This is a genomic window from Thermobispora bispora DSM 43833, assembly GCF_000092645.1.
Taxonomy (GTDB): Bacteria; Actinomycetota; Actinomycetes; order Streptosporangiales; family Streptosporangiaceae; genus Thermobispora; species Thermobispora bispora.
In genome coordinates this window covers 1,349,084-1,375,355 of the sequence record NC_014165.1, presented here as the reverse complement: position 1 = coordinate 1,375,355, position 26,272 = coordinate 1,349,084, and the positions used below count along the sequence as shown (strand labels likewise).

Genomic DNA, 26,272 nt, shown 5'->3' with positions numbered 1-26,272 from the left:
CATGACCCCGGTGACCACCGGCGATCGGGCCCGCCGCGCCGTCCTCCCGCTGCTCGGCGCGGTGCAGGTCGCGCTGATCGCCGCGATCACCCTGCTCGCCGTCCCGCTCCCCGCGATCCAGCGCGAGTTCGGCCTCACCCAGGGTGGGCTCGCCATGCTCAGCTCCGCCTACGGCCTGGCGTTCGGCGGCCTGCTGCTCCTCGGCGGCAGGCTCACCGACCTGCGCGGCCCGCACCGCACGCTCCGCACCGGCCTGATCCTCTTCGGCGTGGCCGGGGTCGCCGGGGCGCTCGCCCCGGCCTATCCGGTGCTGCTCGCCGCCCGGTTCGCCCAGGGCGCCGGGGCCGCGCTCGCCGCGCCCGCCGCCCTGGCGCTGGTCACCCGCGTCCACCCGGAGGGGCCGGAGCGGGCCCGGGCGCTCGCCGTGTGGGGCACGCTCTCGGTGAGCGGCGCGGTCGGCGGCAGCCTGCTCTCCGGCCTGGTCGCGAGCCTCGGGTCGTGGCGCTGGTGCCTGCTCATCCCGGTCGCGGTCGCCGCCGCCGGGACGCTGTCCCGGTCCCTCCGCCGCGCCGGCGCCCGCGCTGCGGGCTCCCCCGGCACCGCTCGCCCCGACGCGGCCGCGGGCGGCCGGGAGCGGCTCGACCTGCCCGGGGCGCTGCTCGGCACCGGCGGGCTCATCCTGCTCGGCCACGGCCTGCTCACCGCCCCCGGCCCCGCCCCGGCCGCCGCCGGGCTCGCCCTGCTCGCCGCCTTCGCGGCCGTGGAGTTGCGTACGGCCCGGCCGCTGCTGCCCCCGCGCATGCTCGTGGACCGCGCCCGCCGCGTCGCCCTGCCGGTGATCCTGCTCACCGCGGCGGCGAGCGCGGCGACCATGTTCTTCCTCTCGCTCTACTTCCAGCAGGTCCGCGGCCTGTCGGCGGCGCAGACCAGCGCCGCGTTCCTGCCCAACCTGCTCGTCGTCGGCATGGGCCCGGTGGCCGCCCGGGTCATCGGCCGGTTCGGGCCGCGCGCCGCCACCGTCGCCGGGCTGCTGATCGCCGCCGCCGCGATGCCGCCGCTCGCCCTCCTCGCCCCGGACACGCCGTGGCCCGCGATCGTGCTCACCGCGCTCCCGCTGTTCGCCGCCGGATCCGGGCTCGCCCTCGCCGGGGCGACGGTCATCGGGATGTCCGGCACCCCGCCGCACCGGGCCGGGATCGCCGGCGGGCTGATCAACACCGCGATGGAGGTGGGGCCGACCGTGGGGCTCGCCGTACTGGTGGCGATCGCCTCGGCCCGCACCGCCGCGCTGGGCTGCCCGGGCGGGGTCACCGGCGGGTGCACCGGGGCCGTCTCCCCGGCGGCCGCCGTGACGGGCGGCTACGCGCTCGCCTTCGGGGTGGCCGGCGCCGCCTTCCTCCTCACCGCGGCGTTCGCCGCCATCGCCACGCGCACCGACACGCACCGCAAGGAGGCCTGATCATGAGGTTCACCGACAAGATCGTCCTGGTCACCGGGGGCGGGACCGGCGCGGGCCGGGTCGCCGCCCGGGACTTCGCCCGGGAGGGCGCCACCGTGATCGTCGCCGGGCGGACCGCGGAGACGCTCGGCGGGACCGTCACGACCATCGAGGCCGAGGGCGGCCGGGCCGAGGCGATCACCGCCGACGTGCGCCGGGCCGGGGACGTCGCCGCCCTCGTCGACCGGATCGTCGCGCGGTACGGCCGGCTCGACGTCGCCGTGAACAACGCGGGCGTGCTGTTCGCCGGCCCGGTGGCCGAGATGCCGGAGGAGGACTGGCGGGCGGTGTTCGACACCAACGTGCACGGCGTCTTCCTCTGCATGAAGTACGAGATCGCCGCGATGCGCGCCCAGCCCGGCGGCGGGACGATCGTCAACGTCAGCTCGGTCGTCGGCCCGTACCTGCGGGTGGCCGGCCTCGCCGCGTACGGCGCCGCCAAGGCGGCCGTGAGCGCCCTCACCCGCACCGCGGCGCTCGAGTGCATCCGCGACGGGGTGCGGATCAACGCGGTCACACCGGGCCCGCTCGACACCCCGATGTCGCTGCGCCCCGGCGAGACCGAGGCGGACCGCGCGGCCCGCGTCAAGGGCGAGCTGCCCGCCGGGCGCGTGGGCTCGCTCGCCGAGTTCTCCGCCGCGGTCCGCTTCCTGGCCTCGGAGGAGTCCGCGTTCACCGTGGGCCAGGACCTCGTGCTCGACGGCGGCGCCACCGCCTGAGCGTCCGCCTCCCCAGCCGCCTCCCCAAGACACCGATCACCCGCGACCCGGCGGTCACGGCACGCGGCCTTCTCCGGCAGGTGGCGCGCCCAAGGGCTTCTCCCACGGTGGCGCGCACTCCAATGGACGTGCCCGCGCCGCCCGCCGGGCCTCCCCGGCGCGCACCCGCGGAGCCCGCCTCGCGCCCGGCCGCCCACCCGCGCAGGCCACGGCGCGCCGGTGCGCGGCGCCGGCGGCGCATGACATCCCCCGCCCACCGCGGCCCATGCCGGGGGCGGCCGCGGTGGGCGGGCGCGCCGGGCATGCCGCTCCCACCTGACTTCCGCCACGCCCCTGATGGCTCACCGCCCGGGAGAAGACCGGCTCCCACTCCCCCTGATCCGGCACACCGTCGCCACGGCCCGACCCGGCCCGCCGTACCGGACGACGCGGCCCGCTGAGCAGGTACGAGCCGGGGCGGACCGTCACGTCCCGCAGGCCGGATCGCCCCCTGCCGACCGGCCGCGCGAGCCAGGGAACCGCAGACCGCGCGGCCGCGGCGATCACAGGTCCGCCGTTGACGGGCCGGTTCCTTACCTCTATGGTTCATTACATAAGTAATGAACTCACTAAGTAGGTGCCATGCTCGACGACCGGAGCCCCATCTATCGGCAGATCGCCGACCGGATCAAAGCCGAGATCATGAGCGGGGCGCTCAAGGGCGACGAGAAGGTCATGTCGACCAACCAGTACGCGGCCCTCTACCGGATCAACCCGGCCACGGCGGCCAAGGCGTTCCAGCAGCTGGTCGACGAAGGCGTCCTCTACAAGAAGCGAGGGATCGGCATGTTCGTCAGCCCGGACGCGCGCGAAAGGCTCAGGGCCAAGCGCAGGGAGACCTTCTTCACCGAGGTCGTGGACCCCATGGTCGCCGAGGCCAAGGCCGTCGGCATCCCCCTCCGCGACATCATCCGGCGCATCGAGGAACTGGAGGACTCGTGAGGATCGAGCTCGAGGACCTGGTCCTCCGCTACGGCGACGTCACCGCCCTCGACGGCATCACCCTCACCCTCGAGGAAGGCAAGATCTACGGGCTTCTCGGCCGCAACGGCTCGGGCAAGACCAGCCTGATGTCGGTGCTCGCCGCCTTCCGCAAGCAGACCTCCGGGCAGGTCCGGATCGACGGGGAGCCGGTGTTCGAGAACGCCCGGGTCACCTCGCGGATCAGCCTCACCCGGGAGACCGGCGAGACCGTCACCATCGGCACGGGCGAGGAGGCACTGTCCTATGCCGAGGTGCTGCGCCCGAACTGGGACGGCGAATTCGCGCGCTCGCTCCTGGACCTGTTCAAGATCAACCCGAAGATGAGCGTCAAGAACATGTCCAGGGGGCAGCGCTCGGCGATGGGGATCGTCGTCGGCCTCGCCTCACGGGCGCCGCTCACCATGTTCGACGAGGCGCACCTCGGCCTCGACGCCCCCTCCCGGCAGCTCTTCTATGAGCAGCTCCTCGCCGACTACCTGGCCCACCCGCGCACGATCATCATGTCCACGCACCTCATCGATGAGGTCAGCTGGCTCTTCGAAGAGGTCGTGATCATCCATCAGGGGCGGCTGGTCATCCACGAAGAGCGGGACACGCTGCTGTCCAAGGGCACCTCCGTCACCGGCCCCGCCGCCCTGGTGGACGGCTTCACCGCCGGCATGCAGGTGCTCGGCAGCCGTTCCCTCGGGCCGACCAAGTCCGTCACCGTCTACGGCGAGCTCGACGACGCCCGGCGCCGCAAGGCCCAGGAGTCCGGCCTGGAGCTCGGCCCCGTTCCCCTGCAGGACCTGTTCACCCACCTCACCGCCGACGGAGCATCCTGATGAAGTTACGGATTCTGCTCGCGAACTGCGCCTTCGCGTTCCTGGTGTGGGTCGCGTTCTGGGCGCTCGTGACCGCGATCACGGTCGTGCTCGGGCTGACCGGCCGGCTCACCCAGAGCGCCTGGGAGGTCGCCGCGCAGCTCGCCAACTGGTACGCGCTGTTCGTCGGCGTCGCCCTGATCCACGAGTACATGCCGCTGTACCTCGGGCACGGCCGGACCCGGCGCCAGTTCGCCGCCGAGGGCGCGGTCACCATCGCCCTCTTCGCCCCGTTCCTCGCCGCCCTGCTGGTGATCTCCTTCCTGCTGGAGAGCGTCCTGTACGGCATGGCGGACTGGCCCCATGCCCTGGGGCGGGCCCACATGTTCACCGAGCCCACCCAGGTGCCGCTGGTGTTCGCCGAGCACCTGATCAAGTTCCTGGCCTGGACCACCGCGGGCGCGTTCATGGGCGCGGCCTTCTACCGCTTCCGCGGCAACGGCATCCTGTCGATCCCGGCCGGGGTGGCGATGATCGCCTTCGCGCACGGGGCGATGGGCGTCGATCCGTGGGGGCAGTTCCTGGTGGGCTGGCTCAGAGTCCTGGACCGGTTCCGCTTCGACCTGCCTGATACCGCGTGGATGCCCGCCGTGGGAGGAGCCGGGGTCTTCCTCATCGGGCTCCTGCTCACCTGGCCGATCATCCGCGACGTCCCCCTGCGCAACCAGACCGCCTGAGCCATCGGCGCCCGTCGAGCGGCTCGGCCGCAGGCCGTGGCGCAGCACGTGACCGGGTGCGGCTCGGACTCCGTTCGGGCCGCACGCTCCTGTGAACGTTCGGGCCGCACGCTCCTGTGAATCGGCCAGGACCGGCCGGGCCGTCCCAGAGAGCCGGCCTCGGCCTATCCGCCGCTCGCGCCCCCGGGCAGCGCCCGGCCCGGGCGGCGCGACCGGGTCCGGGCCTCACCTCCGGGCGGTGAAGATGATCTCGACGCGCCGGTTCTTGGCCCGGTTCTTCTCCACGGGCCGCCCCTTGATGAAGTTGGGCACCTTGGGCCGGCTCTCGCCGTACCCCTTGGCCTGCAGGGTGACGTTCATGCCCGCGAGCTCCCGCTCGAGCACCCGCCGTACCGCCTCGGCGCGCCGGCGCGAGAGCGCCAGGTTATAGGCGTCGCTGCCCTGGTCGTCGGTGTGCCCCTCGACCCGGATCAGGCCGCCGGCGCCGTCGGACTTGATCTTCTCGGCGATCTCCCGCAGGCGCTGCCGGGCCTTGGCCGTGAGCGTGGCCTTGTCCAAGGGGAACAGCACGTCGGCGGTGAGCGCCAGGGTGATCTGCTCGCCCTGCTTCTCCTCGCTCTCCGTCCCGTCGAGCGACTCGACCTCGGCGATCACGTCCTCGACGGGGGTGATGAGGTCCTCCACGGGCATGACCGCGTCCTCGGGCACGGGCGTGGGGGCCGCCCGATCCGCCCAGGCGGAGGCGGGGGCGGCCATGACGGCGAGCGCGAGGATCAGGGCCGCGAACCGCTCACGAGATCGGGACATCGGTGAACACACCCAGCGCCTTCATCTCCACGTCGACCTTGGTGACCTCGGGCGGCGGGGAGCCGAACACCGCGTACAGGTGGAGGACCTCCCCGGGGTGGGTCTCGATGTCGTAGTCGGAGCAGACGCACTGGTAGTTCGGGTAATCCCCGGTGCGCGCGACCCGGTACCGCTTGCCGTTGACCCGGTCGATCAGGCTGACGCCCGCGACCGTCAGGCCGAGGTTCGCGTTGATGTCGCCCAGCTTGCTGGACATGTCCCACGACCGGTCGCCGGTGTTGGTCACCGTCCAGCTCAGCGTGGTGAGCTTGCCCTCCCGCTTGAGGCCGGTGATCTCCACCCGCAGCTCGGTCTTGCCGGTCGAGATGGTGCGGGTGGCGAGCACCCGGTCCGGTGGCGCGCTCCGCCGGTCGGCCGGGGCCTCGTCCTGCGAGGCGGCGGTGGCGCTCGTCCCCTGCTTCTGGGCGGGCCGTTCCGCGGCGCTCGTGTCGTCTCCTCCCGGTAACCCGAGCGCCCCGCACCCGGCCAGCAGGAGCGCGAGGACCGATCCGGTCACCAGCGGCATGATCGTGGTTCGTCTCACCGTCCACCTCTGACCGTCTCGACTCGATCACGCGGCCCGGGGTTCGCGGGGTTCCGTGCCACGCGGCGGGCCGCGGTCCGGCTGCACCACACCGGCGATGCGGTACAAGCATGGGAATCTACCGTCGGCCCATGGCGCCATGACAAATCGGGGTCTACCGGAGAAAAGGTTGCCTTGACAGGAGACCGCCGACGCCACGGTGCCGGACCGCCCGCGCCACGGCACGGCTCCGCCGGCCGGCCCAGGCCGCCGGCTCCACCCGGCGTCGCGGGCCATCGGCATCCCGCGAGGGCTCGGCCACCCGGCCGGCGCGGTGCACCGGACCGGATGCCCCGCTCGAGATCGGTGCGCCGCGCAGATCCCATCGACCGCACCGCGCGACGCGGGCGGGTCACCAGCGCACCGACACCAAGGCCTCCAGACCGGGGACGAACTCGATCTCCCGCCAGCCGAACAGGTTCTCCCCCAGCCGCGCCCGGTGCACGGTGAGCGAATCCACGCCGACCGGCTCACCGGACATCTCGCGGGAGCCCAGCAGGGTGATTTCCACGTCTTCGGATTCCTCGTCGAAGGAGCGGTACCTCCGGCCCAGCCGTACCACCGTGTCGTAGCAGCTGGATTCGCCGTAGTGCTCGGCCAGCCGGCGCGCTTCGTCCTCGGGCATGACCCGGCACACTTTCGAGGCGGCGCCCTGGGTGATTTCCACCAGCATTGATCGGGCCATTCTCACTTCGTACGGCTCCGGATTCGCCGTCTTCCACGCGGTCTCGAATCCGTTCACCGTGATCAGGCCCACGAGCGCCCAGATCGCCACCCCTTTGGCGATGCCCTTGACCCGGCGCGGCCCGTTGATCAGCCGCCGGATGCCGACGACGGTGATGGCCGCCCAGGCGATCAGCAGCGGCCAGCGGAGGACGTAGACCAGAAAAGGAACGCCGGCAGCAGGTGGAGCAGGAGGACCGGGATGAACATGAGGACGAGGAGGAACCCGAGCCCTTCCCCGGCCGCACCGCCTCCCGCGGCCCCCGCCGCGCGCGCCAGGACACCCCCGGCGGTGGCGGCTTGTACGGGTCGCGTTCTCCCCGGGGAGGGCCGTCAAAGGGAACGCGGTCGCTCCGGGTCCAGCCCCATTTGTCATCGTTGACGCGATCGGTCCAAGACGAACCGTCCCAGAACCGCTTCTCTCCGCGGCTATCGGTGTACCACCCGGGTTCCTTCCCCATGGCGTCTCCCCTTTCGATGCATGACCGGAGAACGGGCACCGATAAGGGAATGCGGACGGGCAACCGGGTGGTGTGGACCGATTCATGAGGTCACCCGGAGAACCGGCCTCCGCGAGTTCGCCCCTCGGCACCCTGTGGGGTCCGACGGCGGAAACCGTCTCCGGGTTCGCACCGTTTCACCGGCGAAATCACCGCGAAATAAGGTGAAGAACCACAAGTGCGATGAAAGACCGGCGGCGCAGCGGCGGGCCACCGGCGTATTGCCGTGCCGTCCTGGCCCGGTCTCCGTGCCGGCCGGGTCCCGGTCGGCACGGATCGGGTCGTGGCCTGCCGCGCGATGAGGCATGCCCGCCCGGCGAACGGCGGCATGGTGACTCACCGGACGAGGGCGATGCGCCGCCCTTCTCCGCCGCCGGGCGGGCACACGGCATCACCCGTCCGCCGCGCGGCGGTACCGCTCGACCTCCGTCCACGGGGCGACCATGCCACCGAGGCAGCGTTCGAAGAGCTCGGCCTGCCGGAGGTAGACCTCCCGGTCCGGGCCCGGGTGGACGCACAGATCCTCACCGGCCGCCCAGGACCCGCGGTCGTGGCCGAGCGCCTCGGGCAGCAGGGAGGCGACACCCCGCGCGCCGAGCTCGCTGGTGAGCTGGCGCAGCACCGGCCTGCCCAGCACGTCGGCGAAGATCTGCGCCCACACCTCGGAGCGGGCCCCGCCACCGGCGAGCCGCCACGGCCGGTCGGCGATGCCGGCCCCGCTGGCGAGCACCCGGTCGAGCTGCATGCGGTGGTACTGGGCGACGCCCTCGATCACGGCCCGGGTGAGGTGGCCCCGCCGGTGCAGGGCGGAGATGCCGAGGAAGGTCCCCGAGGCCTCCGGGTGCTCCGGCGCCCCGTTGACGAACGGGAAGAACAGCAGGCCTTCGGCGCCCGGGGGGACGGCCGCGGCCTCGCGCAGCAGCTCCGCCGCGGGCACGCCGGCGTCGCCGTGCGGCGCCGCGGCGCACGCGAGCCACTCGAGGTTGGCGGCCGAGGTCGGGGCGACCTCCATGGCGAGCATGGTGCCCGGGTCGGGCATGAGCGCGCTCAGCGTCACCTCGGGCGCCGGGGTGCGGGCCGGGACCACGACGCCGTTGATGGCCCAGGTCCCGACGATGATGGTCACCTCGCCGAGCCCGCGGCCGCCCGCGCCGAGGGTGGCGGCGACGCAGTCCATGCACCCGGCGATCACCGGGAGCCCTTCGGGCAGCCCGGTGCGGGCGGCCGCCCGGGCGCTCAGCCCGGCGACCACCTCCCCGGACTGGCGCAGCGCCGGGAACCGCTCCAGGTCGCCCGCGGGCAGCCCGACAAGCTCCAGCGCGGTGGGGCTGTAGGCCCGGGTGTCGAGGGCGACCATGCCGAACGCGCTCGCGTCACTGTAGTCGGCGCTGGGAACACCGGTGAGCTGGGCGGTCACCCAATCCTTGCAGGAGAGCACCCAGCGGGTCGCGGCGTACGCCTCCGGCGCGTGGTCGTGGAGCCAGCGGAGCAGCACCGCGGGCTGCGCGGCCCAGGGAATGGAGCCGGTCTCCAGGGCGAGCCGCCGGGCCGCCTCGGCGGGGATCGCGTCCACGATGGGCTGGGCCCGGCTGTCCGACGAGGCGATGGCCGGGCCGACGGGCCGCAGCTCGGCGTCGACCGGGTAGATCCCGTTACCGTGCCCGGCCACGCCGATGCCGGCCGGGGCGTACCCCTCGGCGGCGAGCCGGCCGGCGAGCTCCCCGAGCAGCGACAGGACCGTTTCGGCGAGCCCGTCCATGTCGACGTCGTGCCGGTGCGCGGTCACGCTGGTGCGGGGTGTCCGCGCGTGGACGACGGCGATCTCGCGGCCCGCCGGGTCGAAGGCCGCCGCCTTGGTGGCGGTGAGCCCGACGTCCACCCCGATGTAACAGACGGCCGTCACGAGAACCTCCCTTCACCGCGCTTTCCCGTCTGCGCGGCGAGCACGCGGGGCCGGTACCGCCGCCGCACCTCCGCCTCGTATGCGGCGATCTCGGCCTGGGCCCGCTCTTCGTCCCAGCCCAGATGCCGGACCGCCACCTCGGCGCAGGCCCGGGCGGCGGAGAGGCCCATGTCGGGGCCGAGCCCGATGAGGGTGCGGCGGAGCAGGATGTCGCCGAGGGTCACGGCCTTCTCCTCCCGGGCGGCCAGCACCACCTCGGCCGCGAGCGCGCCGGTCTCCTCGTCGACCACCTCGGCGAGGTCAGGGTGGGACGCGGCGAGGTCGAGCACCCGGCGGGCGCGCACCCCGTAGATGTCGAGGAGCCGCGTGGACTGCGCCCTGGTGAGCGGCGACCAGCGCACGAAATCGCGGGCGAACGCCTTCCAATCGGCGACCTCGGCGCCGGGGAGCGGCCGCCGCCGGGTGACGCAGCGCCGCCGTCCCCGGCCGAGCACCCGGAGCACCGCATCGGTGACGTCCTCACCGAGCGCGCGGTGCGTGGTGAGCTTGCCGCCGATCACGGTGAGCAGCCCGCGGTAGGCCGGGGCGTGGTCGTGGACGCTGTGCCCGCGGCTGATCTCGGCGTTGTCCTTGACGCCCTCGGTGTACGGCAGGGGCCGTACACCGGCGACGCTGTAGAGCACGTCGTCCCTGGTCAGTCCGGCGGAGGGGAAGATCCGGTTGGTCTCGGAGAGGAGGTAGTCGATCTCGGCGTCGCTCGCGACGACCTCGTCGAGGTCGCCGTCGTAGGTCAGGTCGGTGCTGCCGAGGAGGTACCGGCCCGCCCAGGGGAAGACGAAGATCGGCCGCTGGTCGGCGGCGGCCTCGAAGAAGATGCAGGTGTCGGGGGCGCCGGGGAACGGGTCGACCACGACGTGGCTTCCCTTGGTGCCGCCGTTGAGGCGCGGGCTGGCCACCTGGCCGTCGAGCACGCGGTCGATCCACGGGCCGGCCGCGTTGACCGTGACGCCGGCGCGGATCTCGCCCTGTTCCCCGGTCTGGTTGTCCCTGATCCGCACGCCGAGGACGCGGGCGCCCTCGACGATCAGCCCGGTGACGGTGGTGTGGGTGAGCACCCGGGCGCCGAGCCGCTCGGAGTCGAGGAGCAGCTCGACGCAGAGGCGCTCCGCCCAGGGCACCTGCGCGTCGTGGAAGATCGCGCCGCCGCGGAGCCCGTCCCGGGAGAGGGTCGGCCAGCGCCGGGCGATCTCCCGGGGGGACACGCCCCGGCTGAGGCCGCGGCCCCAGGGCCCGGCCATGATGTCGAACGCCAGGAGACCGAGCCGGATCTTCGGGCCCGGCCTGCTGTTCCCGGCGTAGAAGGGGATGAGCATCGGGTAGTCGCGCACGAGGTGCGGCGCGGTGCGGAAGAGGATGTGCCGCTCGCGAATGGACTCGTGCACGAGCTTGAAGTCGTAGCGCTCGAGGTACTTCAGGCCGCCGTGGATGAGACGGCTGGACGTGCTCGAGGTGCCGGAGCCCACGTCGGCGCGCTCGACGACCACGACCCGCAGCCCGCGGGAGGCGGCGTCGCGCGCGACGGCGAGCCCGTTGATCCCGGCTCCGATGACGACCACGTCCACGCCGTCGCGTCCGGGCCGTTGGTGTGACATGGCGAAAAGCTCCCGGAGATGGCGGGGCGGCGGCACCCGGCATGGCCGGGGTCCGGCGGTCCGGCCCCGCGTGCACCGCGGGCGCCGCCGCCATCGGACGGTCAGGATGCGGCGCCGGCGGCCGCCCGTTCCTGGTAGAGCTCGTAGGCCTCCTCGGGCTTGGCGCCGTCGTGCACCACCGCGCGCACCGCGGCGAGCATCGCGGCGGGGTGCTCGCTCTGCCAGATGTTGCGGCCCATGTCCACCCCGGCCGCGCCCTCCTGGATGGAGCGGTACGCCAGGGTGAGCGCCTCGAGCTCGGGCACCTTCTTGCCGCCGGCGACGATGATCGGCACCGGGCAGCTCGCGGTGACGGTCTCGAAGCCGTCGGCCACGTAGTAGGTCTTCACGATGTGCGCACCCATCTCGGCGCAGATCCGGGTGGCGAGGCGGAAGTACCGCGCGTCGCGCGCCATCTCCTTGCCGACGGCGGTGACGCCGAGGACGGCGATGCCGTACCGCTGGCCCACGTCGACGAGGCGGGCCAGGTTGGCCACGGAGCGGGACTCGTGCTCACCGCCGATGAACACCTGGATGGCGAGCGCGGCGGCGTTGAGCCGGATCGCGTCCTCGATGTCGAGGGCGATGTGCTCGTCGGAGAGCTCGCGGAGGATGCTGGGGCCGCCGCTGGCCCGGAGCACGACCGCGGCGTCGGTGTCCGAGGGGATGCTGGTCCGCAGCGCGCCCCGGGTCATCATGATCGCGTCGGCCTGCGGGGCGAGCGGGGCGATGTCCCGGTCGAGCCGCTCCAGCCCGGCCATCGGCCCCACGAAGTAACCGTGGTCGAAGGCGAGCATCACGGTGCGGCCGGTGCTCGGCCGGAAGATCCGCGAGAGACGGTTCTGCAGGCCCCAGTCCTGGGCGTTTGCGCCCTTGACGTGGAAGCCACCGGTCGAGGTCTGGTCGCCGGTGAAGTTCCGAGCCTCGAGAAGACCGTCGATATCGGGCATTGAGGATTCTCCTAGGATCTCTGTGCTTCCAGTTGCCGGTCACCGCCGGCGCGGGGTGCGGGCCGGACCACCCGATCACCCCCGCCGGCGAGGAAGAGGACGAAGAGGACGAGACCTCCCTTCAAGAGGTTCTGGGCGGCGGTGCTCCAGCCAACGAGGTTCACCAGGCCGTCGAGGAGGATGAAGAAGAGCGCCGCGCCCCACACGCCGGGCGGTACGGCACGGCCACCGGAGATGAGCGTCCCGCCGATGACGACCACGGCCACGGAGTCGAGCAGGTAGCGGGTGCCCAGATCGGGTGAGGGCGCGATGTAGGCGGCGAGCAGCGCCCCGGCCAGCCCGGCGAGCGCGCCGCTCGCCAGGTAGGTGGCGGCGATGACCCGCGCCACGGGGATGCCGGCCCGCTCGGCCGCCCGCCGGTTCTGCCCGACGGCGATCAGCGACCGCCCGTAGACGGTGCGGCGGAGCACCAGGGCCACGAGCACGGTGAGGAGGACCACCGCCACGGCGGGGAGCGGCACCCCGGCCGGCCGGAGGTTGAGCAGCCACCGCAGCCCGGCGTCGGGCACGGCGGTGAACCCGTCGGCGATGGAGAGCGTGATCGACGAGGCCACCAGGCCGGCGGCGAGCGTGGCGATGATCGGTGGGATCGACAGGCCGAGGATCGCCACCGTGCTGATCAGCGCGATGGCGATTCCGGCGCCGATGCCGGCGAGGATGCCCACGGTGGCCGACCCGGTGGCCGAGGCAACGGCCACCGAGACGAAGCCGGCGAGCGAGATGACCGACGCCACGGAGACGTCGATGTTGCCCGGCCCGGCGGTGATGACGAGCATCTGGCCGAGGCCGACGATCACCAGGTAGGGGGCGAGGGAGAAGGCGAGGGAGACGGTCTGCCCGCCGCCCTGGCCGGAGATGGCGAAGATGATCGCCCAGACGAGCGCGGCGGCCGCGAAGCCCCAGATCCACGGCCGGGTCAGCAGCGTGCGCGGGTTCATCGCAGGGTCCTCCCCAGTACGGCCCGCCCGGCGAGCACCGCGAGGACGATCACGCCCTGCACGGCGGACTGCATGTTGGAGGCGACGTCGAGCAGGCTGAGGACCACGCTCACCAGGCCGAGGGTGACGCCGCCGATCGCGGCGCCGATCGGCACGGCCCGCCCGCCGGAGAACGAGCCGCCGCCGAGGATCACCGCGGCCACGGTCATGAGCGTGTAGCTGGAGGCCGACGAGACGTCACCGCCGCCGGCCTGCGAGGTGAGGATGAGGCCGGAGAGCACGCCAAGCGCCCCTGCGATGGCGTAGGCGCTCACCCGAGCGGCGAGCAGGCTCACCCCGGCGCGCTGCAGGGCGACCGGATTGCTGCCGAGCCCGCGCATCCGGACCCCGAGCGCGCCGCGGACCGTGAGGAGGTAGACCACCGCGGTCACGGTGAGGATCGGGAGCAGGGGCGCGGGGAACCCGGCGGGCTGCCAGGACCCGAAGGCCGCGAGCCAATCCGGGGTGGAGCCGCCCGGGGTGGGCAGCACGAAGAGCCCGAGCCCCAGCCAGACGAACGACGCGCCGAGGGTGGCGATCAGCGACGGCACGCGCCGCAGGTGGATCAGCGCGCCGAGCACGGCGTACCCGGCGACCAGCAGGAGCAGGATGGCCGCCCCGGTCAGCGGCGAGGTGACCAGGTAGGTCGCGGAGATCACGGTGACCAGGCCGACGAAGTTGCCGATCCCGAGGTCGATGTCCCCGACCGCCATGAGGGTCATCTGAGCCTGGGCCGCGATGACGAGGGGGACGGTCGAGGACAGGACCAGGGAGAGGCCGGTCACGCTGAGCACGTCCGGCTGGAGCGACGCGCAGACGCCGATCATGACGATCAGCGCGACGGCGCTCACCGCGGCCGAGGCGGTGGTGCGCACCCAGGCCCGGCCCGGCCGTGCGGTGAGGAGCGCCTCACTCATGGCCGTCCACCCCCTCGTCCTCGGCGAACGAGGCGGCGATGATCCGTTCCTCGGTGATCTCGTCGCCGGTGAGCTCGGCCACCACCCGCCCGGCGCGGAAGACGTAGACGCGGTCGCAGTGCGCCATCTCGGCGTTCTCGCTGGAGTACCAGACGATGCTGCGGCCCTGGGCCGCCTCCTGCCGGATGAGGCGGTACAGGTCCGTCTTGGTGTGCACGTCGACGCCGCGGAACGGGTCGTCGAGCAGGATCAGGTCGGCGCCGGAGGCGAAGGCCCGGGCGACGAGCACCTTCTGCTGGTTGCCGCCGCTGAGCTCGGTGATCATCGCGTCGGCGCCGCCGCGGATGGCGAGCCGGTCGACCCAGCTCCGGACGACGGCCCGTTCCTCGGCCGGGCGGCACAGCCCGAGCCGGGCCATGCGGCGCATCGCGGAGACGATGAGGTTCTCCCCGACGCTCCACAGGGGGAGGACGCCGGACCGCTGCCGGTCACCGGGCACGTATGCGCGGGCGCCGCGGGCCACGGTGTCCCGCCGCACCGGGCGCCAGAGCCGCTCGAGCACCTCCTGCTGGCCCTGGCCGGCGAGCCCGGCGAGGCCCACCACCTCGCCCTCGGCGACGCGGAGGGAGACGTCGCGGAGGCCGGGGGCCGTGACCCGGCGCAGCTCCGCCACGATCGGGCGGCCGGACGCCGCGCCGGCCGCGGCGGGCGCGGGGGTGCGCTCGGCCGGGGCGGCGACCTCGGCGCCCATGAGGGTGAGCACGTCGTTCTCGCCGAGGCCGGCGGCCGGCCGTTCGGCGACGACGGCCCCATCGCGGAGCACCACCACACGGTCGGCGACCGAGAGCACCTCGCGGATCCGGTGCGAGATGAGCAGCACGGCCGCGCCCTGCGCGGTGATCCTGCGGACATAGGCGTAGAGGGAGCGCGCCGCGTCCGGGCCGAGCGACTCGGTGGGCTCGTCGAGGATGAGCAGGTCCAACGGGTCTGCGAGGCTGGCCCGGACGATCTCCACCATCTGGCGCTGGGCGAGGGAGAGGTTCTCCACCCGGTCACCGGGCGCCACGCCGTGGCCGGGGAAGATCTCGTCCAGCCGGCGCCGGACCCGCTCGGCGGCGGCCCGCCGCCACCGGGCCCGGGGAAGACAGTGCCGGGAGGAGACCCAGATGTTCTCCGCCACGGTGAGCTCGGGGCAGAGCGACGTCTCCTGGTAGGCCATGCGGATGGCCCGGAACGCGCCGGGGCGGCGGCCGCCCGGGCCGGACGCCTCCTGCCCGTGCACGGTGACGGTCCCGCCGTCGCAGTCCTCCAGCCCGGCGACGATCCGCATGAGGGTGCTCTTGCCGGCGCCGTTGTGGCCGACCAGGCCGAGCACCTCGCCGGAGCGGACCTCGAGGTCCACCCCGGCGAGGGCCCGGGTGCGCCCGTAGGTCTTGGTCACGCCCCTGGCGGCGACGATCGGCCGGCGGCCGTCCTCACCCCGGACGGGTGGCGCCGCGGGCGGCGCCACCCGGACCTTGTCGAGGCGCATCAGCTTCCGCCCTCCCGAGGTCAGCCGGTGGTGGAGGGGATCGGCGGCTGCACCGGCTCGCCGCCGGTCTTGATGGCCTCGACCTGCTGGCGGAACAGCTCACGGGTCCACGGCCAGGCGGCGTACTCGTCGGGCTTGAGCACGCTCGCCCAGGTGTCGCGGTCCTTCTCCTCGATGAGGACGATCGGGAAGGTCATCTGCTTGGGCAGGTCGCGGCCCTCGAGCAGGTCGAGCGCGGCCCACAGCGCGGCGACCGACTGGGCGGGGTCGGACATGACGGCCACCGAGCCGTTGTCGATCTTGTTGTCCTTCCAGTAGCTGAGCGCCCGCCCGTTGGTCTCGAAGGTCACCGCGGGGATCGGCTTGCCGGCGGTGGCGAACGCCTGGGCGACGCCGTACCCGTCACCGCAGCCGATCACGGCGTCCACCGTGGAGACGCTGGGGAGCACGCCGAGCACGGCCTTCTGCGCGGTCGCGCCGTCGCACATCCCGGTGACCGTCGCCACGGTCTTCACCTGGGGGTACTCGGCGAGGATCTTCTTGGTGGTCTCGTACATCTCGGCCTCGGGCTGCGAGCCGACCACGCCCCGGACGACGATGACGTTGCCCTTGCCGCCGATGCTCTCGAGCACGGGCTTGGCCGCGTAGGTGGCCCAGTCGACGAAGCTGTTCTGCAGGATGTAGGCGCAGGGCGCGTCGATCGCCGAGTCGAAGACCACGACCTTGACGCCCGCGTCGCACGCCTGCTGGATGACCGGCTGGAGCGCGGTCGGCGAGGCCGGGTTGATCAGCAGGGCGTCCGGCTTCTGCAGGAGCAGGCTCTTGATCTGCGCGACCTGCTCGGTGGCCGAATTGTTGCCTGGCGCGTTGACCACCTTGTACTTGCCGATCAGGCCGTCGGCTTGAGCCTGCTTGGCCGCCTCCTCGAACTTGGCGATCATCGTCTGCCGCCAGCCGTTGCCGATGAAGCCGTTGCTGAGCGCGATGAACGGCTTGTCCCCCTCGGCCTGCTTCGCATCCGCGGTGTCGCCGGAGCCTGCGGAACCACAGCCGGCGGCGAGCAGCAGCGCGAAGGCCGTCGCCGACGCCGCGAGAGCCGTACGCCACGGCCGGTTCTTGGGGTGGGTACGCATCGAGGTCTCCAAAAGAGCTGTCGCCGGAGCGGAATGTCCTCGCCAGGCCCGCGCACCCCGTGGTGGCGGCCTGGTAGGTGACCTGTCATTACAGGTCTGTAGTGACAGGTACGTTAGGACCGTGCTAATAGCGTGTCAAGAGTCGGTTTCATTACGATGTAGGCGGGTTATCGCGGTGCAACATTCGAGCGCCCGGCATCCGTGTTGTCATTACAAGTGGCCGGGGCCAGGGGGCGGCGAGACGTGGCATGATCAAGGCGGCCGAGAGCCGATGAAGGGGACGTGACGATGACGTATCCGCGCCTCGACCGAGACGGGGCGGAGCCGCTGTGGATGCAGCTCATGCGGGCGCTGCGCGCGCAGATCGAGAGCGGCGAGCTCAAGCCCGACCAGCCGCTTCCCTCGGAGGCGGAGCTCAGCGACATGTACAGCGTCTCGCGCACCGTGGTCCGGGAGGCCTTGCGCGAGCTCGTCCAGCAGCGCCTGATCTATAAGGTCAAAGGCCGCGGCGCCTTCGTCTCCCCGCAGAAGACCGAGCTGCGCTTCGTGGGCTCGGTGACGGGATCGGCCGAGGACCTGCGCGGCTCGGGCCGCCGGGTGACCACCCAGACCATCCGGCAGGAGCTGGGCGAGGCCGACGACCGCGAGTCCCGCCTGCTGCAGATCCCCGTGGGTGAGCCGGTGGTACGGCTGCGCCGGCTGCGCCGCGTGGACGGGCAGCCATGGCTCCTGGTGGACACCGCCCTACCTGCCCGCCTCGTCCCCGGCCTGGAGCGCGCCTCCCTGGAGAACCAGTCGCTCTACGACGTGCTCCGCCGGCGCTATGGCATCGAGCCCGCCGGCGCCGACCGCTGGATCGAGGCGGTCTTCCCCAACCGGGAGCAGGCGGCCATGCTCGAGGTCTCCACCTCCACCCCGCTGCTCGGGATCGAGTCGGTCGCCTGGCTGCGCGACAGCACCCGGTTCGAGGCCTACTACGCGCTCCACCGCAGCGACCAGATCCGGTTCTACGTCGGCATCCGCTGACGGGCGCCCGGGGACCGGGAGGGCGGCCGGTTACCCTACCCGCAAGGCCAAGGATGTCCGGAGTGTGGATTCATGCGGGTTGTCGAGGCGTTCCGTGAGGCGTACGGCGATCATCCGGCGGGGGTCTGGCACGCTCCCGGCAGGGTCAACCTCATCGGCGAGCACACCGACTACAACGACGGCCTGGTGCTCCCGTTCGCCGTCCCCTGGGGCATCACCGCGGCGGTGAGACCGCGCGATGACGGCACCGTGCGCATCGCCTCGCTGCAGGCGCCGGGAGAGGACCAGGTCCTCGGCGACCTCGACCTGGCCCGCGGCTGGGCCCGGTACGCGGCCGGGGTGTTCTGGGCGCTGCGCGAGGAGGGCCACGACGTCCGCGGCGCCGACATCCTCATCGACGGGGACCTGCCCCGGGGCGCCGGGCTCGCCTCGAGCGCCGCGCTCGAGGTCGTCACCGCCCTCGCGCTGAGCGACCTGTACGGCCTCGGCCTGGAGCCGATGGAGCTGGCCCGGATCGGCAGGCGGGCGGAGAACGAGTTCGCCGGCGTGCCCTGCGGGATCATGGACCAGGCGGTCTCGGCGCTCGCCCGGGAGGACCACGCGCTCTTCCTCGACTGCCGGTCCCTGGCGAGCCGGCCGGTGCCGTTCCGGCCCGCCGAGCACGGCCTGCGCCTGCTCATCATCGACACCCGGGTCCGCCACGCGCTCGGGGACGGACGGTACGCCGAGCGGCGGCAGGAGTGCGCGAACGCGGCGAAGCGCCTCGGCGTGCCCGCCCTCCGGGACGTGACCGACCTCGCCTCCGCGCTGCAGCGGCTGAGCGGGGCCGAGCGCGCCCGGGCCCAGCACGTGGTGACGGAGATCCACCGCGTGCAGGCGGCGGTGGGGCTGATGCGCGCCGGTGCGCTCGATCAGCTCGGCTCCCTGCTCATCTCCTCGCACCTGTCGCTGCGCGACCAGTTCCAGGTCTCCTGCCCCGAGCTCGACGTGGCGGTGGAGGCGGCGGTCGGCGGAGGCGCGCGGGGCGCGCGGATGACCGGTGCCGGGTTCGGCGGGTCCGTCCTCGCGCTCGTCCCCGAGGGCAGGCTGGAGGACGTCGAGGCCGCGGTGCGCGAGGCCTACGCGGCGCGCGGGTGGGCCGAACCGGGCTTCCTCCGGGCCGCCCCGGCCGCCGGAGCCCGCAGGATCGCCTGAGGGTCCGCCGGGCACGGCCCTGGCGCGGGCCCCGGGCCGGACGCCACCGGGACGCCCCATGGCACCGGCGGACTGGCGGCACCCGGCGCACCGCCCGGGCCGCGGCCCCATTGCCGGTCCCGCGGGCCGGCCCACCCGGATGGCGGCCGGCCGGAACATCGGGCAAAAGAAAACCCGGCTGGTCCGTGTCGCCACGAACCCGCCGGGTTCGACCCGCTCCCGTGATAGGACTCGAACCTATAACCTGCCGGTTAACAGCCGGCTGCTCTGCCAATTGAGCTACACGGGATCGCCACACCATCTCCGGGGCTTGCGCCCTCGGTCGCGGTGCCGAAATAAGAGTAGCGCACTTTCCGGGGTGGTTGTGACACGGAGCCGCCCGTTGGATAGTCGGATCCCTGCGGGGTAGGAGCGCGAGGGAAGCGTGGAGGTGGATGATGCGGTACAGGGCCATGTTCGCGGCCGGGCTGGCCATCGGCTACGTGCTGGGCGCCCGGGCCGGCCGGGAGCGCTACGAGCAGATCAAGCGCCTGGTCCAGCGGATCGCGGACAACCCCACCCTGCAGGAGGCGGCCGGGCTGGTGGGCGCCCAGGCGTCGAAGGCGGCCGGCAAGGCCAAGGACTTCGCCCGGGACCGGTTCGGCGGGTCGGTGCCGTTCCTCCGCACGGAGGAGGAGCCGATGCCGGCCGGGCAGGTGAGCGGCGCGGGCGTCGCGGCCGAGGAGGGCGGCCCGGCCACCTGACCGGGAGGCCCTGCCGGCCGGCCCACCGGTGCCGTGGCGCTCGCGCCGGTCCCCCGCCGCATATGGCCGTGCCGCGTCACAAGGGCCGGACGGGCCATGAGAGCCGGCCGGAGCGCATCCGGGCGGCGGAAGGCCCGGCGACGGCCGGGCCCCATCACGATGACGCCGCATGACGGCGGGCCGCATCACGACGGGCGACTTCACAGCCGTTAGCGGGACCACGAAGGCCAGGCCGGGCCGGCCACCGCGTTCGGACCGCCGCACGACCGCCCGGCCGAGCAAGGACGGCTAGGCCGCATCACGGCGACGCGGCCGCCATGGCGGCCGGGCCGCGGCCGCCTCACACGCCGAGGCTGCGCCGTACGTCCTCCAGCGCCTGCTCGGCGAGGGCGCGCAGGCCCGGATCGGCGGGGTCGAGCCCGGGGTCGAAGAGGAACTCCCAGCGCGGCAGGTCGTAGCCGGGGACCCGGCGGGCGATCAGGCGGACCCCGCCCCGGTCGCCGAGCGAGACGTACTGGCTCACCACGATCGTGGCGGTCACCCGCTCGCGGATCGTCTCGGGCAGGAGCCCGGGTTCGGCGACCGGCACCCGGTGCACCCGGCCGTCCGTCATGGTGACCGTGAGGGCCTCCTCGGTCCAGGTGGCCCGGTCGACCAGATGCCACGGCAGCCGGACGCCGCCCGGCAGGTGGAGCGCCTGGGTGGTGGCGACGCAGTGACCGCCGTCCGAGGTCCGGGCGTGCGTGAGCACGCGTTCGCCCCGCTCGAGCGCGAGCGCGGCGCGCACCTCACCGGGCAGCCGGCGGAACCCGATGCGGCCGCCGAGTAGGGAGAGCACGGAACGAGCCATGGACCACCGCCATCACGCGACCGTCGATACCCGCAGGCTACCCGGCGCCGCGCCGCGGGCATGCCGGCGGGGGCCCGGGCGGGCCCTCCCGTGAGCCCCCGCGCGCCGCCTAGTCCAGGTAGTCCCGGAGCACCTGGGCCCGCGTCGGATGGCGGAGCTTCGCCAGCGTCTTCGACTCGATCTGCCGGATCCGCTCCCGGGTGACGCCGAACTCCCGGCCGACCTCCTCAAGCGTCCGCGGGTGGCCGTCGGCGAGGCCGAACCGGAGCTGGATGATCCGCTGCTCCCGCTCGGAGAGCGTGGAGAGGATGTCGTCGAGGTGGTCCTGGAGCAGGATGAACGCGGCTGCCTCCAGGGGCACCACGGCGTCGGCGTCCTCGATGAAGTCGCCGAGGTCGGAGTCCTCCTCGCCGATCGGCGACTGGAGGGAGACGGGCTCCTGCGCGATGCGCTGGATCTCCACCACCCGCTCGACGGGCAGGTCCATCTCCTTGGCGATCTCCTCGGGGGTCGGCTCCCGGCCGAGGTCCTGGTGGAGCTGGCGCTGCACCCGGACGAGCTTGTTGATCGTCTCGACCATGTGCACCGGGATCCGGATGGTGCGGGCCTGGTCGGCGATCGCCCGGGTGATCGCCTGCCGGATCCACCACGTGGCATAGGTCGAGAACTTGTAGCCCTTGGTGTAGTCGAACTTCTCGACCGCGCGGATCAGGCCGAGGTTCCCCTCCTGGATGAGGTCGAGGAAGAGCATGCCCCGGCCCACGTACCGCTTGGCGATGGAGACGACGAGCCGCAGGTTCGCCTCGATGAGCCGCTGCTTGGCCCGGATGCCCTCCCAGACCAGGTCCTCCAGCTCGGGGCACTCGATCCCGGCGGCCTTCTTCTCACATAGCTTGTCCTCTGCGAACAGTCCCGCCTCGATGGCCTTGGCGAGCTCGACCTCCTCCTCGGCCGTGAGCAGCGGGACCTTGCCGATCTCACGGAGGTAGATCCGGACGAGGTCGTTGGTCGGCGCCCCTGAGTCGAAGTCCTCCTCATCGAACCTGATGGGGTCCTCGTCCTCGGCGGCGAGGACCTCGAGGTCCTCGTCTGCGAGCATCTGGACGACGCGGTCCAGCGCGTCGTCGGACGGCTCGGTTCGGTCGGCCGCGACGGCCACGTCATCGATCGCGACACCGCCGCGGGTCCTCTCCTTCGCGGCGTGGTACGCCACCCGGTCTACCGATGGCGTCCTGCTTGGCAGCACCGATGCACCCACGAAACACAGTCTGCGGTATAAGCACAAGAAAATGGCAGACCTATTTTTGTCACTGTAGGTAAGAGAGAAAGCTCCTCGAATTGAGATCGAAAATCGTGTTTAACCTGACGGTAAGTGGGAAGGATGAGTCATCAGGTGCCTGATCAAGAGGCGCCTGTGGCGCGCTCGCGGAGCACCCTGCGCTGCTGCTCGAGCGCGATGAGCTCGCCGAACAGCCGGTTGTACTCCTGCTGTTCCTCGACCGGATTGAGCCGCTGCAAGCGCGACTTCACCCGCGCGATCGCGCGGCCCACCGCGATTTCCTGAAGGCCCGCGAGCACGGCGGTGCCGTACCGCTCTTCGTCTTCGGCGTCGGCGAACGGCGCCTCCACCGCGAGCCGGGTGACGAGCCCGGTGAGATCGGATTCCGCGGAGCCGGCCGCGGCCGCGCCCTGGAGCAGCCGGTCGACCCACTCCTGGCCGCCCGGCCCGGCGGCCGCGGTCCCGCCGGCCGCCGTGATCACCTCGTAGAGCGCGGCGTGCTCGGGGACGGTGAACACCTCGGCGCCCAGCGCGTCGAACTCGGGGCCGAGGAGCGCGGGCCGCTGGATGGCGAGTTTGAGCGCCTCGGCCTCGAGCCGGACGGCCGGGTCGGCGGGGTTGGGCCGGGCCTGCTGCCGCCGGGCTCCCCCGGGCGGCGCGCCGGAGGGCCGGGCGGCCGGCTCGGCCGGCGGCTGGGCGTGCCCTGGGCCGCGCCGCCGGGCCGCCCTCTGACGGGCCGCGGCCTGCTGGACCCGGCGGAGCACGAACCCCTCGTCCATGAAGCCGAGCCACCGGTCCAGGTCGACCGCGTACGCCTTGCGCAGCCCGGGGTCCTTGATCGACGCGACGATCGGCGCGGCGGCGTCGAGGGCGGCGAGCCGGCCCTCGTTGGTGTCGAGGTCGTACCGGGAGAGCACGCTGCGGATGGCGAAGGCGAACAGCGGCACCCGGCTGGCGATGAGGTCGCGCACGGCCGCGTCGCCGCGCTCGAGCCGGAGCTCGCACGGGTCCAGGCCGTCGGGCTGCACCGCGACGAAGGTCTGGGTGACGAACCGCTGCTCCTCCTGGAACGCGCGGAGCGCCGCCCGCTGCCCGGCCTCGTCCCCGTCGAAGGTGAAGATCACCTCGCCGCGGAACTCGGCCTGGTCGAACAGGAGCCGCCGCAGGATCTTGATGTGCTCCTCGCCGAAGGCGGTGCCGCAGGTGGCCACCGCGGTCGGCACCCCCGCGAGGTGGCAGGCCATCACGTCGGTGTACCCCTCGACGATCACCACCTGCCCCCGCTTGGCGATCTCCCGCTTGGCGAGGTCGATGCCGTACAGCACCTGGCTCTTGCGGTAGAGCGGGGTCTCCGGCGTGTTCAGGTACTTGGGGCCGTCGTCGGAGTCGTGGAGCTTGCGCGCGCCGAAGCCGATGACGTCGCCGACGATGTCGCGGATCGGCCAGATGAGGCGGCCGCGGAACCGGTCGACCGGGCCCCGGCGGCCCTCCTTGGCGAGCCCGCCCTTGATCAGCTCTTGCACGGTGAACCCGCGGGCGATCAGGTGCCGGGAGAGCGCGTCCCACGCGGCGGGGGCGTAGCCGACCCCGAAGCGCTCCGCGTCCGCCCGGTCGAACCCGCGCCCGGCGAGGAAGCGCCGGCCGGGCGCCGCCTCCGGGGTGGTGAGCTGCTCGGCGTAGAACTCGGCGGCGGCCCGGTGCGCGGCGAGCAGCCGGGTCCGCTCCCCCTGCTCGCGGCCGGGCACGTACCCGCCCTGCACGTAGCGGAGCCGGATCCCGGCCCGCTGCGCGAGCCGCTCGACCGCCTCGGTGAAGCTGAGGTTCTCGATCTTGCGGATGAACGTGATGACGTCCCCGCCCTCGCCGCAGCCGAAGCAGTAGTAGTACCCCCGGGAGGGCGTGACGTTGAACGACGGGGTCTTCTCCTCGTGGAAGGGGCACAGCCCCTTCAGGTTCCCGCCGCCGGCGTTGCGGAGCTGGATGTGCTCGCCGATCACCTCGGCGATCGGTGACCGCTCCCGGACGAGCGCGATGTCCTCATCACTGATCCGCCCTGCCACGCTGCGAGTCTAGGACCTGGCCGGGCGGGTGCGTCCCCCGCGGCCCGCCGGACGGCCGCCCCGCCGCCCCAGCGGCTCGTCCGGGGCGGGCCACGCCGCCGTGCGGGCGCATCCCGGGCGGATCCCCGGCGACGCGCGGCCGGCGACGACGCGGGACGGCGGCCTGCCGCGCGGGCGGGCCTTCCGGGGACGGGCATTCCTGGGCCGGAGATTCCTGAGAGATCTTCACGAGCGGTAGTGACGAATGTGAAGGTTCGGTAAAAAAGGTTCGGTACTCTCGACCAGGTGGAGGTCATGCGATCGGGGAGACTTGCGGTGCTCACCGGTGCCGCGTGCCTGGCGGCCGCCTGCGGCGCGCCCGCGGCCGGCGTCACCGGCATGAGCGCCTCGACCACGCCCGTGGCCGCGACCAGCACCCCCACCGGGGCGGAGGAGATCTCCCCGCCGCCCGGCGACCCTCCGGTGCTGATCCCGCCGCCCAAGGTATCGCCGTACACCTACGTCTTCCCCGTCCAGGGCTGCAAGGTCTCCTACCGGCGCAAGCTCCTCGTGCTGCCCAAGACCACGATCTGGGCGAAGAAGGGCTGCGCCTTCGTCTCCCCCGTGGACGGTGAGGTCCGCGAGGTGAACACGACGGACCGGTGGTCCCCGGCGACCGACCGCGGTCCCGACCGGGAGGGGCGCTTCGTCACCATCCTCGGCGTCGACGGCGTGCTCTACCTCGGCGGGCATCTCGACACGGTGGACCCCAAGGTCCGCCCCGGCCTGAAGGTGAAGGCGGGCGACCGGCTCGGCACAGTCGGCAACTCGGGGAACGCGCGGAACACGGCGAGCAACCTCTACTTCGCGATCAGCTGGCCGGCCCCGCCCGAGTACTGGTGGATCCGCCGGGGCATGGTCAAGCCCTGGCCCTACCTCGAGGCCTGGGAGAAGGGCAACCGCACGTACTCGCCGCGCGAGGAGATGCTCGCGCTGCGCAAGCGCCTGGGGAACCTCCCGCCGTGCACCAAGCTGTGCGGCTCGGCCCAGACCGGCGGCGGCGGTGGATCGTCCCGGCCGCAGCCGAACCCGCGCCCGACGCCGACGAAGAAGGCGGCGAAGAAGAGCCCCGAGCCCGTGGTCATCGACGACGTCAACTAGGCACGGCTTCAGCACACCGCGCGCCGGGCCCCGTGGGCGGCGGAGAGCCGGCGGTGCCAGGCCATGGCCGTGGCGTCGGTGAGCGAGGCGAGCTGGTCGACGACCACGCGGAGCCGGGCCGCGTCGTCGGCGGCGTGCTCGAACGCCGGGCGGAGGGCCGGGTCGAGCGTCTCCGGGGCGCCGCGCAGGATCATGTCCCCCAGCTCGGTGAGCAGCTCGCGCTGCCGCGCCTGCCGCGCCCGGTGGTCGGTGCGCGACATCACGTAGTAGCCGGTCACGCCCTTGAGCAGGGAGCACTCCAGCCGGGTGGCCCGGGGCACCACGAGCGCCGCGGCGTAGCGGCCCGCGGGCTCCTCCCCCGCCGGGTGCGGGCGGCAGCCGTACGCCTCGCGGGTGGCCTCCTGGGCGGCCCGGCAGAAGCGGCCGATGAGCGTGCTGGTGAGCCGCTTGATCGCGGCGCGGCCGGCGAGGCCCTCGTCGATCCGCTCCGGCCAGATCGGCTCGGCGATCAGCCGGGCGAAGATCTCGGCGAGCTCGTGGAGGTCGGCGTCGGGGGCGTGCCACCGCTGGGTGAGCCGGCAGATGGCGAGCCGTTCCTCGGGGTCGCGGAGCGCGGCCGGGGTGACCAGGCCCGCGGTGAGGGCGTCCTCCAGGTCGTGGACCGAGTAGGCGATGTCGTCCGCCCAGTCCATGATCTGCGCCTCGAACGAGGGCACCCGGTCGGGCGCGCCCTCCCTGATCCAGCGGAACACGCCGAGGTCCTCGGCGTACGCGCAGTACGGCTCGCCGGGGGCGGCCCGCGGGACGTCCGGGTCGGGGGTGGTGGGCGCGGCCCACGGGTACTTGCAGACCGCGTCCAGCGTCGCCCGGGTCAGGTTGAGACCGGCGCTGCGGCCGTCCTCGGTGAGGACCTTCGCCTCCAGGCGGGTGAGCACGCGCAGGTTCTGGGCGTTGGCGTTGAACCCGCCGCAGGGCGCGGCGAACGCGTCCAGCGCGGCCTCGCCGTTGTGCCCGAACGGCGGGTGGCCGAGGTCGTGCGCGAGGCAGGCGGTCTCCACGAGGTCCGGGTCCCGGCCGAGCGCCTTGCCCATCTCCCGGCCGATCTGCGCGCACTCCAGCGAGTGGGTCAGCCTGGTGCGCGCGTTGCTCAGGACGGCGTGGTCGGCGGGGGTGATGACCTGGGTCTTCGTGGCGAGTCCGCGCAGGGCGGCACTGTGCAGGACCCGGGCCCGGTCCCGCTCGAAGGCGCTCCGCTGCGGGTCGGCCGGCGGTTCCGGCGCCCAGCGCGCCAGATCGTGCTCGGTATAGCGGGCCATGCCTCCTCCTTCCACCTGCGCCCCACGCAAGTGGGGAAAGGAGCGTACCCCCTATCTCCGGTGCTCACGA

23 protein-coding genes and 1 tRNA gene are annotated in these 26,272 nt (G+C 73.1%); 9 read left to right on the top strand and 15 right to left on the bottom strand.

All coding sequences use genetic code 11. The features are described from left to right. Position 1 precedes the first annotated feature (1 nt). The 5 genes from TBIS_RS06040 to TBIS_RS06020 all read left to right on the top strand — a co-directional run bounded on the left by TBIS_RS06040 (position 2) and on the right by TBIS_RS06020 (position 4,780). Positions 2 to 1,459, top strand: a complete 1,458-nt coding sequence (locus TBIS_RS06040) for an MFS transporter (protein ID WP_013131462.1) — start codon at positions 2 to 4, stop codon at positions 1,457 to 1,459. A 2-nt stretch (positions 1,460 to 1,461) separates the two neighbouring features. Beyond that, positions 1,462 to 2,217: an SDR family NAD(P)-dependent oxidoreductase gene (locus TBIS_RS06035; protein WP_013131461.1), complete on the top strand. Its 756-nt coding sequence runs from the start codon at positions 1,462 to 1,464 to the stop codon at positions 2,215 to 2,217. Between the two features lie 621 nt (positions 2,218 to 2,838). Next, the gene (locus tag TBIS_RS06030; RefSeq protein WP_013131460.1) at positions 2,839 to 3,198 is read left to right on the top strand and encodes a GntR family transcriptional regulator; all 360 of its coding nucleotides are present in this window, start codon (positions 2,839 to 2,841) and stop codon (positions 3,196 to 3,198) included. Beyond that, positions 3,195 to 4,064, top strand: coding sequence for an ATP-binding cassette domain-containing protein (locus TBIS_RS06025; RefSeq protein WP_013131459.1), 870 nt, complete (start codon positions 3,195 to 3,197; stop codon positions 4,062 to 4,064). The genes TBIS_RS06030 and TBIS_RS06025 overlap by 4 nt, the downstream gene beginning before the upstream one ends. Next, positions 4,064 to 4,780 carry a hypothetical protein gene (locus TBIS_RS06020; RefSeq protein WP_013131458.1) on the top strand — a complete coding sequence of 239 codons (717 nt, stop codon included), beginning with the start codon at positions 4,064 to 4,066 and terminating at the stop codon, positions 4,778 to 4,780. Before TBIS_RS06025 ends, TBIS_RS06020 begins: the two co-directional genes overlap by 1 nt. Positions 4,781 to 5,005: 225 nt before the next feature. Here the strand turns inward: TBIS_RS06020 and TBIS_RS06015 are convergent, their stop codons facing one another. From TBIS_RS06015 to TBIS_RS05965, 10 genes are all read right to left on the bottom strand, one after another. Further along, positions 5,006 to 5,587: an OmpA family protein gene (locus TBIS_RS06015; RefSeq protein ID WP_013131457.1), complete on the bottom strand. Its 582-nt coding sequence runs from the start codon at positions 5,585 to 5,587 to the stop codon at positions 5,006 to 5,008. Continuing rightward, positions 5,571 to 6,170, bottom strand: coding sequence for a hypothetical protein (locus tag TBIS_RS06010; RefSeq protein WP_013131456.1), 600 nt, complete (start codon positions 6,168 to 6,170; stop codon positions 5,571 to 5,573). Before TBIS_RS06010 ends, TBIS_RS06015 begins: the two co-directional genes overlap by 17 nt. 391 nt (positions 6,171 to 6,561) lie before the next feature. Next, positions 6,562 to 6,984 (bottom strand): hypothetical protein, encoded by a 423-nt coding sequence (locus TBIS_RS06005; protein ID WP_013131455.1) that lies wholly within the window; start codon positions 6,982 to 6,984, stop codon positions 6,562 to 6,564. A gap of 839 nt (positions 6,985 to 7,823) precedes the next feature. Beyond that, on the bottom strand, positions 7,824 to 9,335 hold the full coding sequence (locus TBIS_RS05995) for an FGGY-family carbohydrate kinase (RefSeq protein ID WP_013131454.1): 1,512 nt from the start codon (positions 9,333 to 9,335) through the stop codon (positions 7,824 to 7,826). Continuing rightward, positions 9,332 to 10,987, bottom strand: a complete 1,656-nt coding sequence (locus tag TBIS_RS05990) for a glycerol-3-phosphate dehydrogenase/oxidase (RefSeq protein WP_013131453.1) — start codon at positions 10,985 to 10,987, stop codon at positions 9,332 to 9,334. Before TBIS_RS05990 ends, TBIS_RS05995 begins: the two co-directional genes overlap by 4 nt. Positions 10,988 to 11,088: 101 nt before the next feature. Continuing rightward, positions 11,089 to 11,976 (bottom strand): 3-hydroxy-5-phosphonooxypentane-2,4-dione thiolase, encoded by an 888-nt coding sequence (lsrF, locus tag TBIS_RS05985; RefSeq protein ID WP_013131452.1) that lies wholly within the window; start codon positions 11,974 to 11,976, stop codon positions 11,089 to 11,091. A gap of 11 nt (positions 11,977 to 11,987) precedes the next feature. After that, the gene (locus TBIS_RS05980; RefSeq protein ID WP_013131451.1) at positions 11,988 to 12,974 is read right to left on the bottom strand and encodes an ABC transporter permease; all 987 of its coding nucleotides are present in this window, start codon (positions 12,972 to 12,974) and stop codon (positions 11,988 to 11,990) included. Beyond that, on the bottom strand, positions 12,971 to 13,930 hold the full coding sequence (locus tag TBIS_RS05975; protein ID WP_013131450.1) for an ABC transporter permease: 960 nt from the start codon (positions 13,928 to 13,930) through the stop codon (positions 12,971 to 12,973). The genes TBIS_RS05980 and TBIS_RS05975 overlap by 4 nt, the downstream gene beginning before the upstream one ends. Then, positions 13,923 to 15,461, bottom strand: coding sequence for a sugar ABC transporter ATP-binding protein (locus TBIS_RS05970; protein WP_013131449.1), 1,539 nt, complete (start codon positions 15,459 to 15,461; stop codon positions 13,923 to 13,925). Before TBIS_RS05970 ends, TBIS_RS05975 begins: the two co-directional genes overlap by 8 nt. A 20-nt stretch (positions 15,462 to 15,481) precedes the next feature. Next, positions 15,482 to 16,594 (bottom strand): ABC transporter substrate-binding protein, encoded by a 1,113-nt coding sequence (locus TBIS_RS05965; protein WP_013131448.1) that lies wholly within the window; start codon positions 16,592 to 16,594, stop codon positions 15,482 to 15,484. Between the two features lie 288 nt (positions 16,595 to 16,882). Here TBIS_RS05965 and TBIS_RS05960 point away from each other — a divergent pair, with 288 nt between their 5' ends. Further along, a complete protein-coding gene (locus TBIS_RS05960) occupies positions 16,883 to 17,620 on the top strand; it encodes a GntR family transcriptional regulator (RefSeq protein ID WP_013131447.1) in 738 nt (245 codons plus the stop codon). Between the two features lie 72 nt (positions 17,621 to 17,692). After that, the gene (gene galK / locus TBIS_RS05955) at positions 17,693 to 18,814 is read left to right on the top strand and encodes a galactokinase (RefSeq protein ID WP_013131446.1); all 1,122 of its coding nucleotides are present in this window, start codon (positions 17,693 to 17,695) and stop codon (positions 18,812 to 18,814) included. 216 nt (positions 18,815 to 19,030) lie between these two features. Here galK and TBIS_RS05950 read toward each other — a convergent pair. Further along, a tRNA-Asn gene (locus TBIS_RS05950) sits at positions 19,031 to 19,103 on the bottom strand. Between the two features lie 148 nt (positions 19,104 to 19,251). Here TBIS_RS05950 and TBIS_RS19740 point away from each other — a divergent pair. After that, positions 19,252 to 19,557 carry a hypothetical protein gene (locus TBIS_RS19740; RefSeq protein WP_013131445.1) on the top strand — a complete coding sequence of 102 codons (306 nt, stop codon included), beginning with the start codon at positions 19,252 to 19,254 and terminating at the stop codon, positions 19,555 to 19,557. A gap of 340 nt (positions 19,558 to 19,897) precedes the next feature. On the opposite strand, the gene TBIS_RS05940 is transcribed toward TBIS_RS19740, so the two are convergent. The 3 genes from TBIS_RS05940 to dnaG form a co-directional block, all read right to left on the bottom strand. Further along, a complete protein-coding gene (locus TBIS_RS05940; protein ID WP_013131444.1) occupies positions 19,898 to 20,407 on the bottom strand; it encodes a hypothetical protein in 510 nt (169 codons plus the stop codon). A 109-nt stretch (positions 20,408 to 20,516) separates the two neighbouring features. Further along, the gene (gene rpoD, locus TBIS_RS05935; RefSeq protein ID WP_041431263.1) at positions 20,517 to 21,653 is read right to left on the bottom strand and encodes an RNA polymerase sigma factor RpoD; all 1,137 of its coding nucleotides are present in this window, start codon (positions 21,651 to 21,653) and stop codon (positions 20,517 to 20,519) included. Positions 21,654 to 21,808: 155 nt separating this feature from the next. Next, entirely contained in the window at positions 21,809 to 23,746 is a 1,938-nt protein-coding gene (gene dnaG, locus TBIS_RS05930; protein WP_013131442.1) for a DNA primase, read from the bottom strand. Positions 23,747 to 24,040: 294 nt separating this feature from the next. On the opposite strand from dnaG, the gene TBIS_RS05925 reads away from it, so the two are divergent. Next, positions 24,041 to 24,886: a M23 family metallopeptidase gene (locus tag TBIS_RS05925; RefSeq protein ID WP_148231612.1), complete on the top strand. Its 846-nt coding sequence runs from the start codon at positions 24,041 to 24,043 to the stop codon at positions 24,884 to 24,886. Between the two features lie 8 nt (positions 24,887 to 24,894). On the opposite strand, the gene TBIS_RS05920 is transcribed toward TBIS_RS05925, so the two are convergent. Continuing rightward, positions 24,895 to 26,202, bottom strand: coding sequence for a deoxyguanosinetriphosphate triphosphohydrolase (locus tag TBIS_RS05920; protein WP_013131440.1), 1,308 nt, complete (start codon positions 26,200 to 26,202; stop codon positions 24,895 to 24,897). Positions 26,203 to 26,272: the final 70 nt, after the last annotated feature.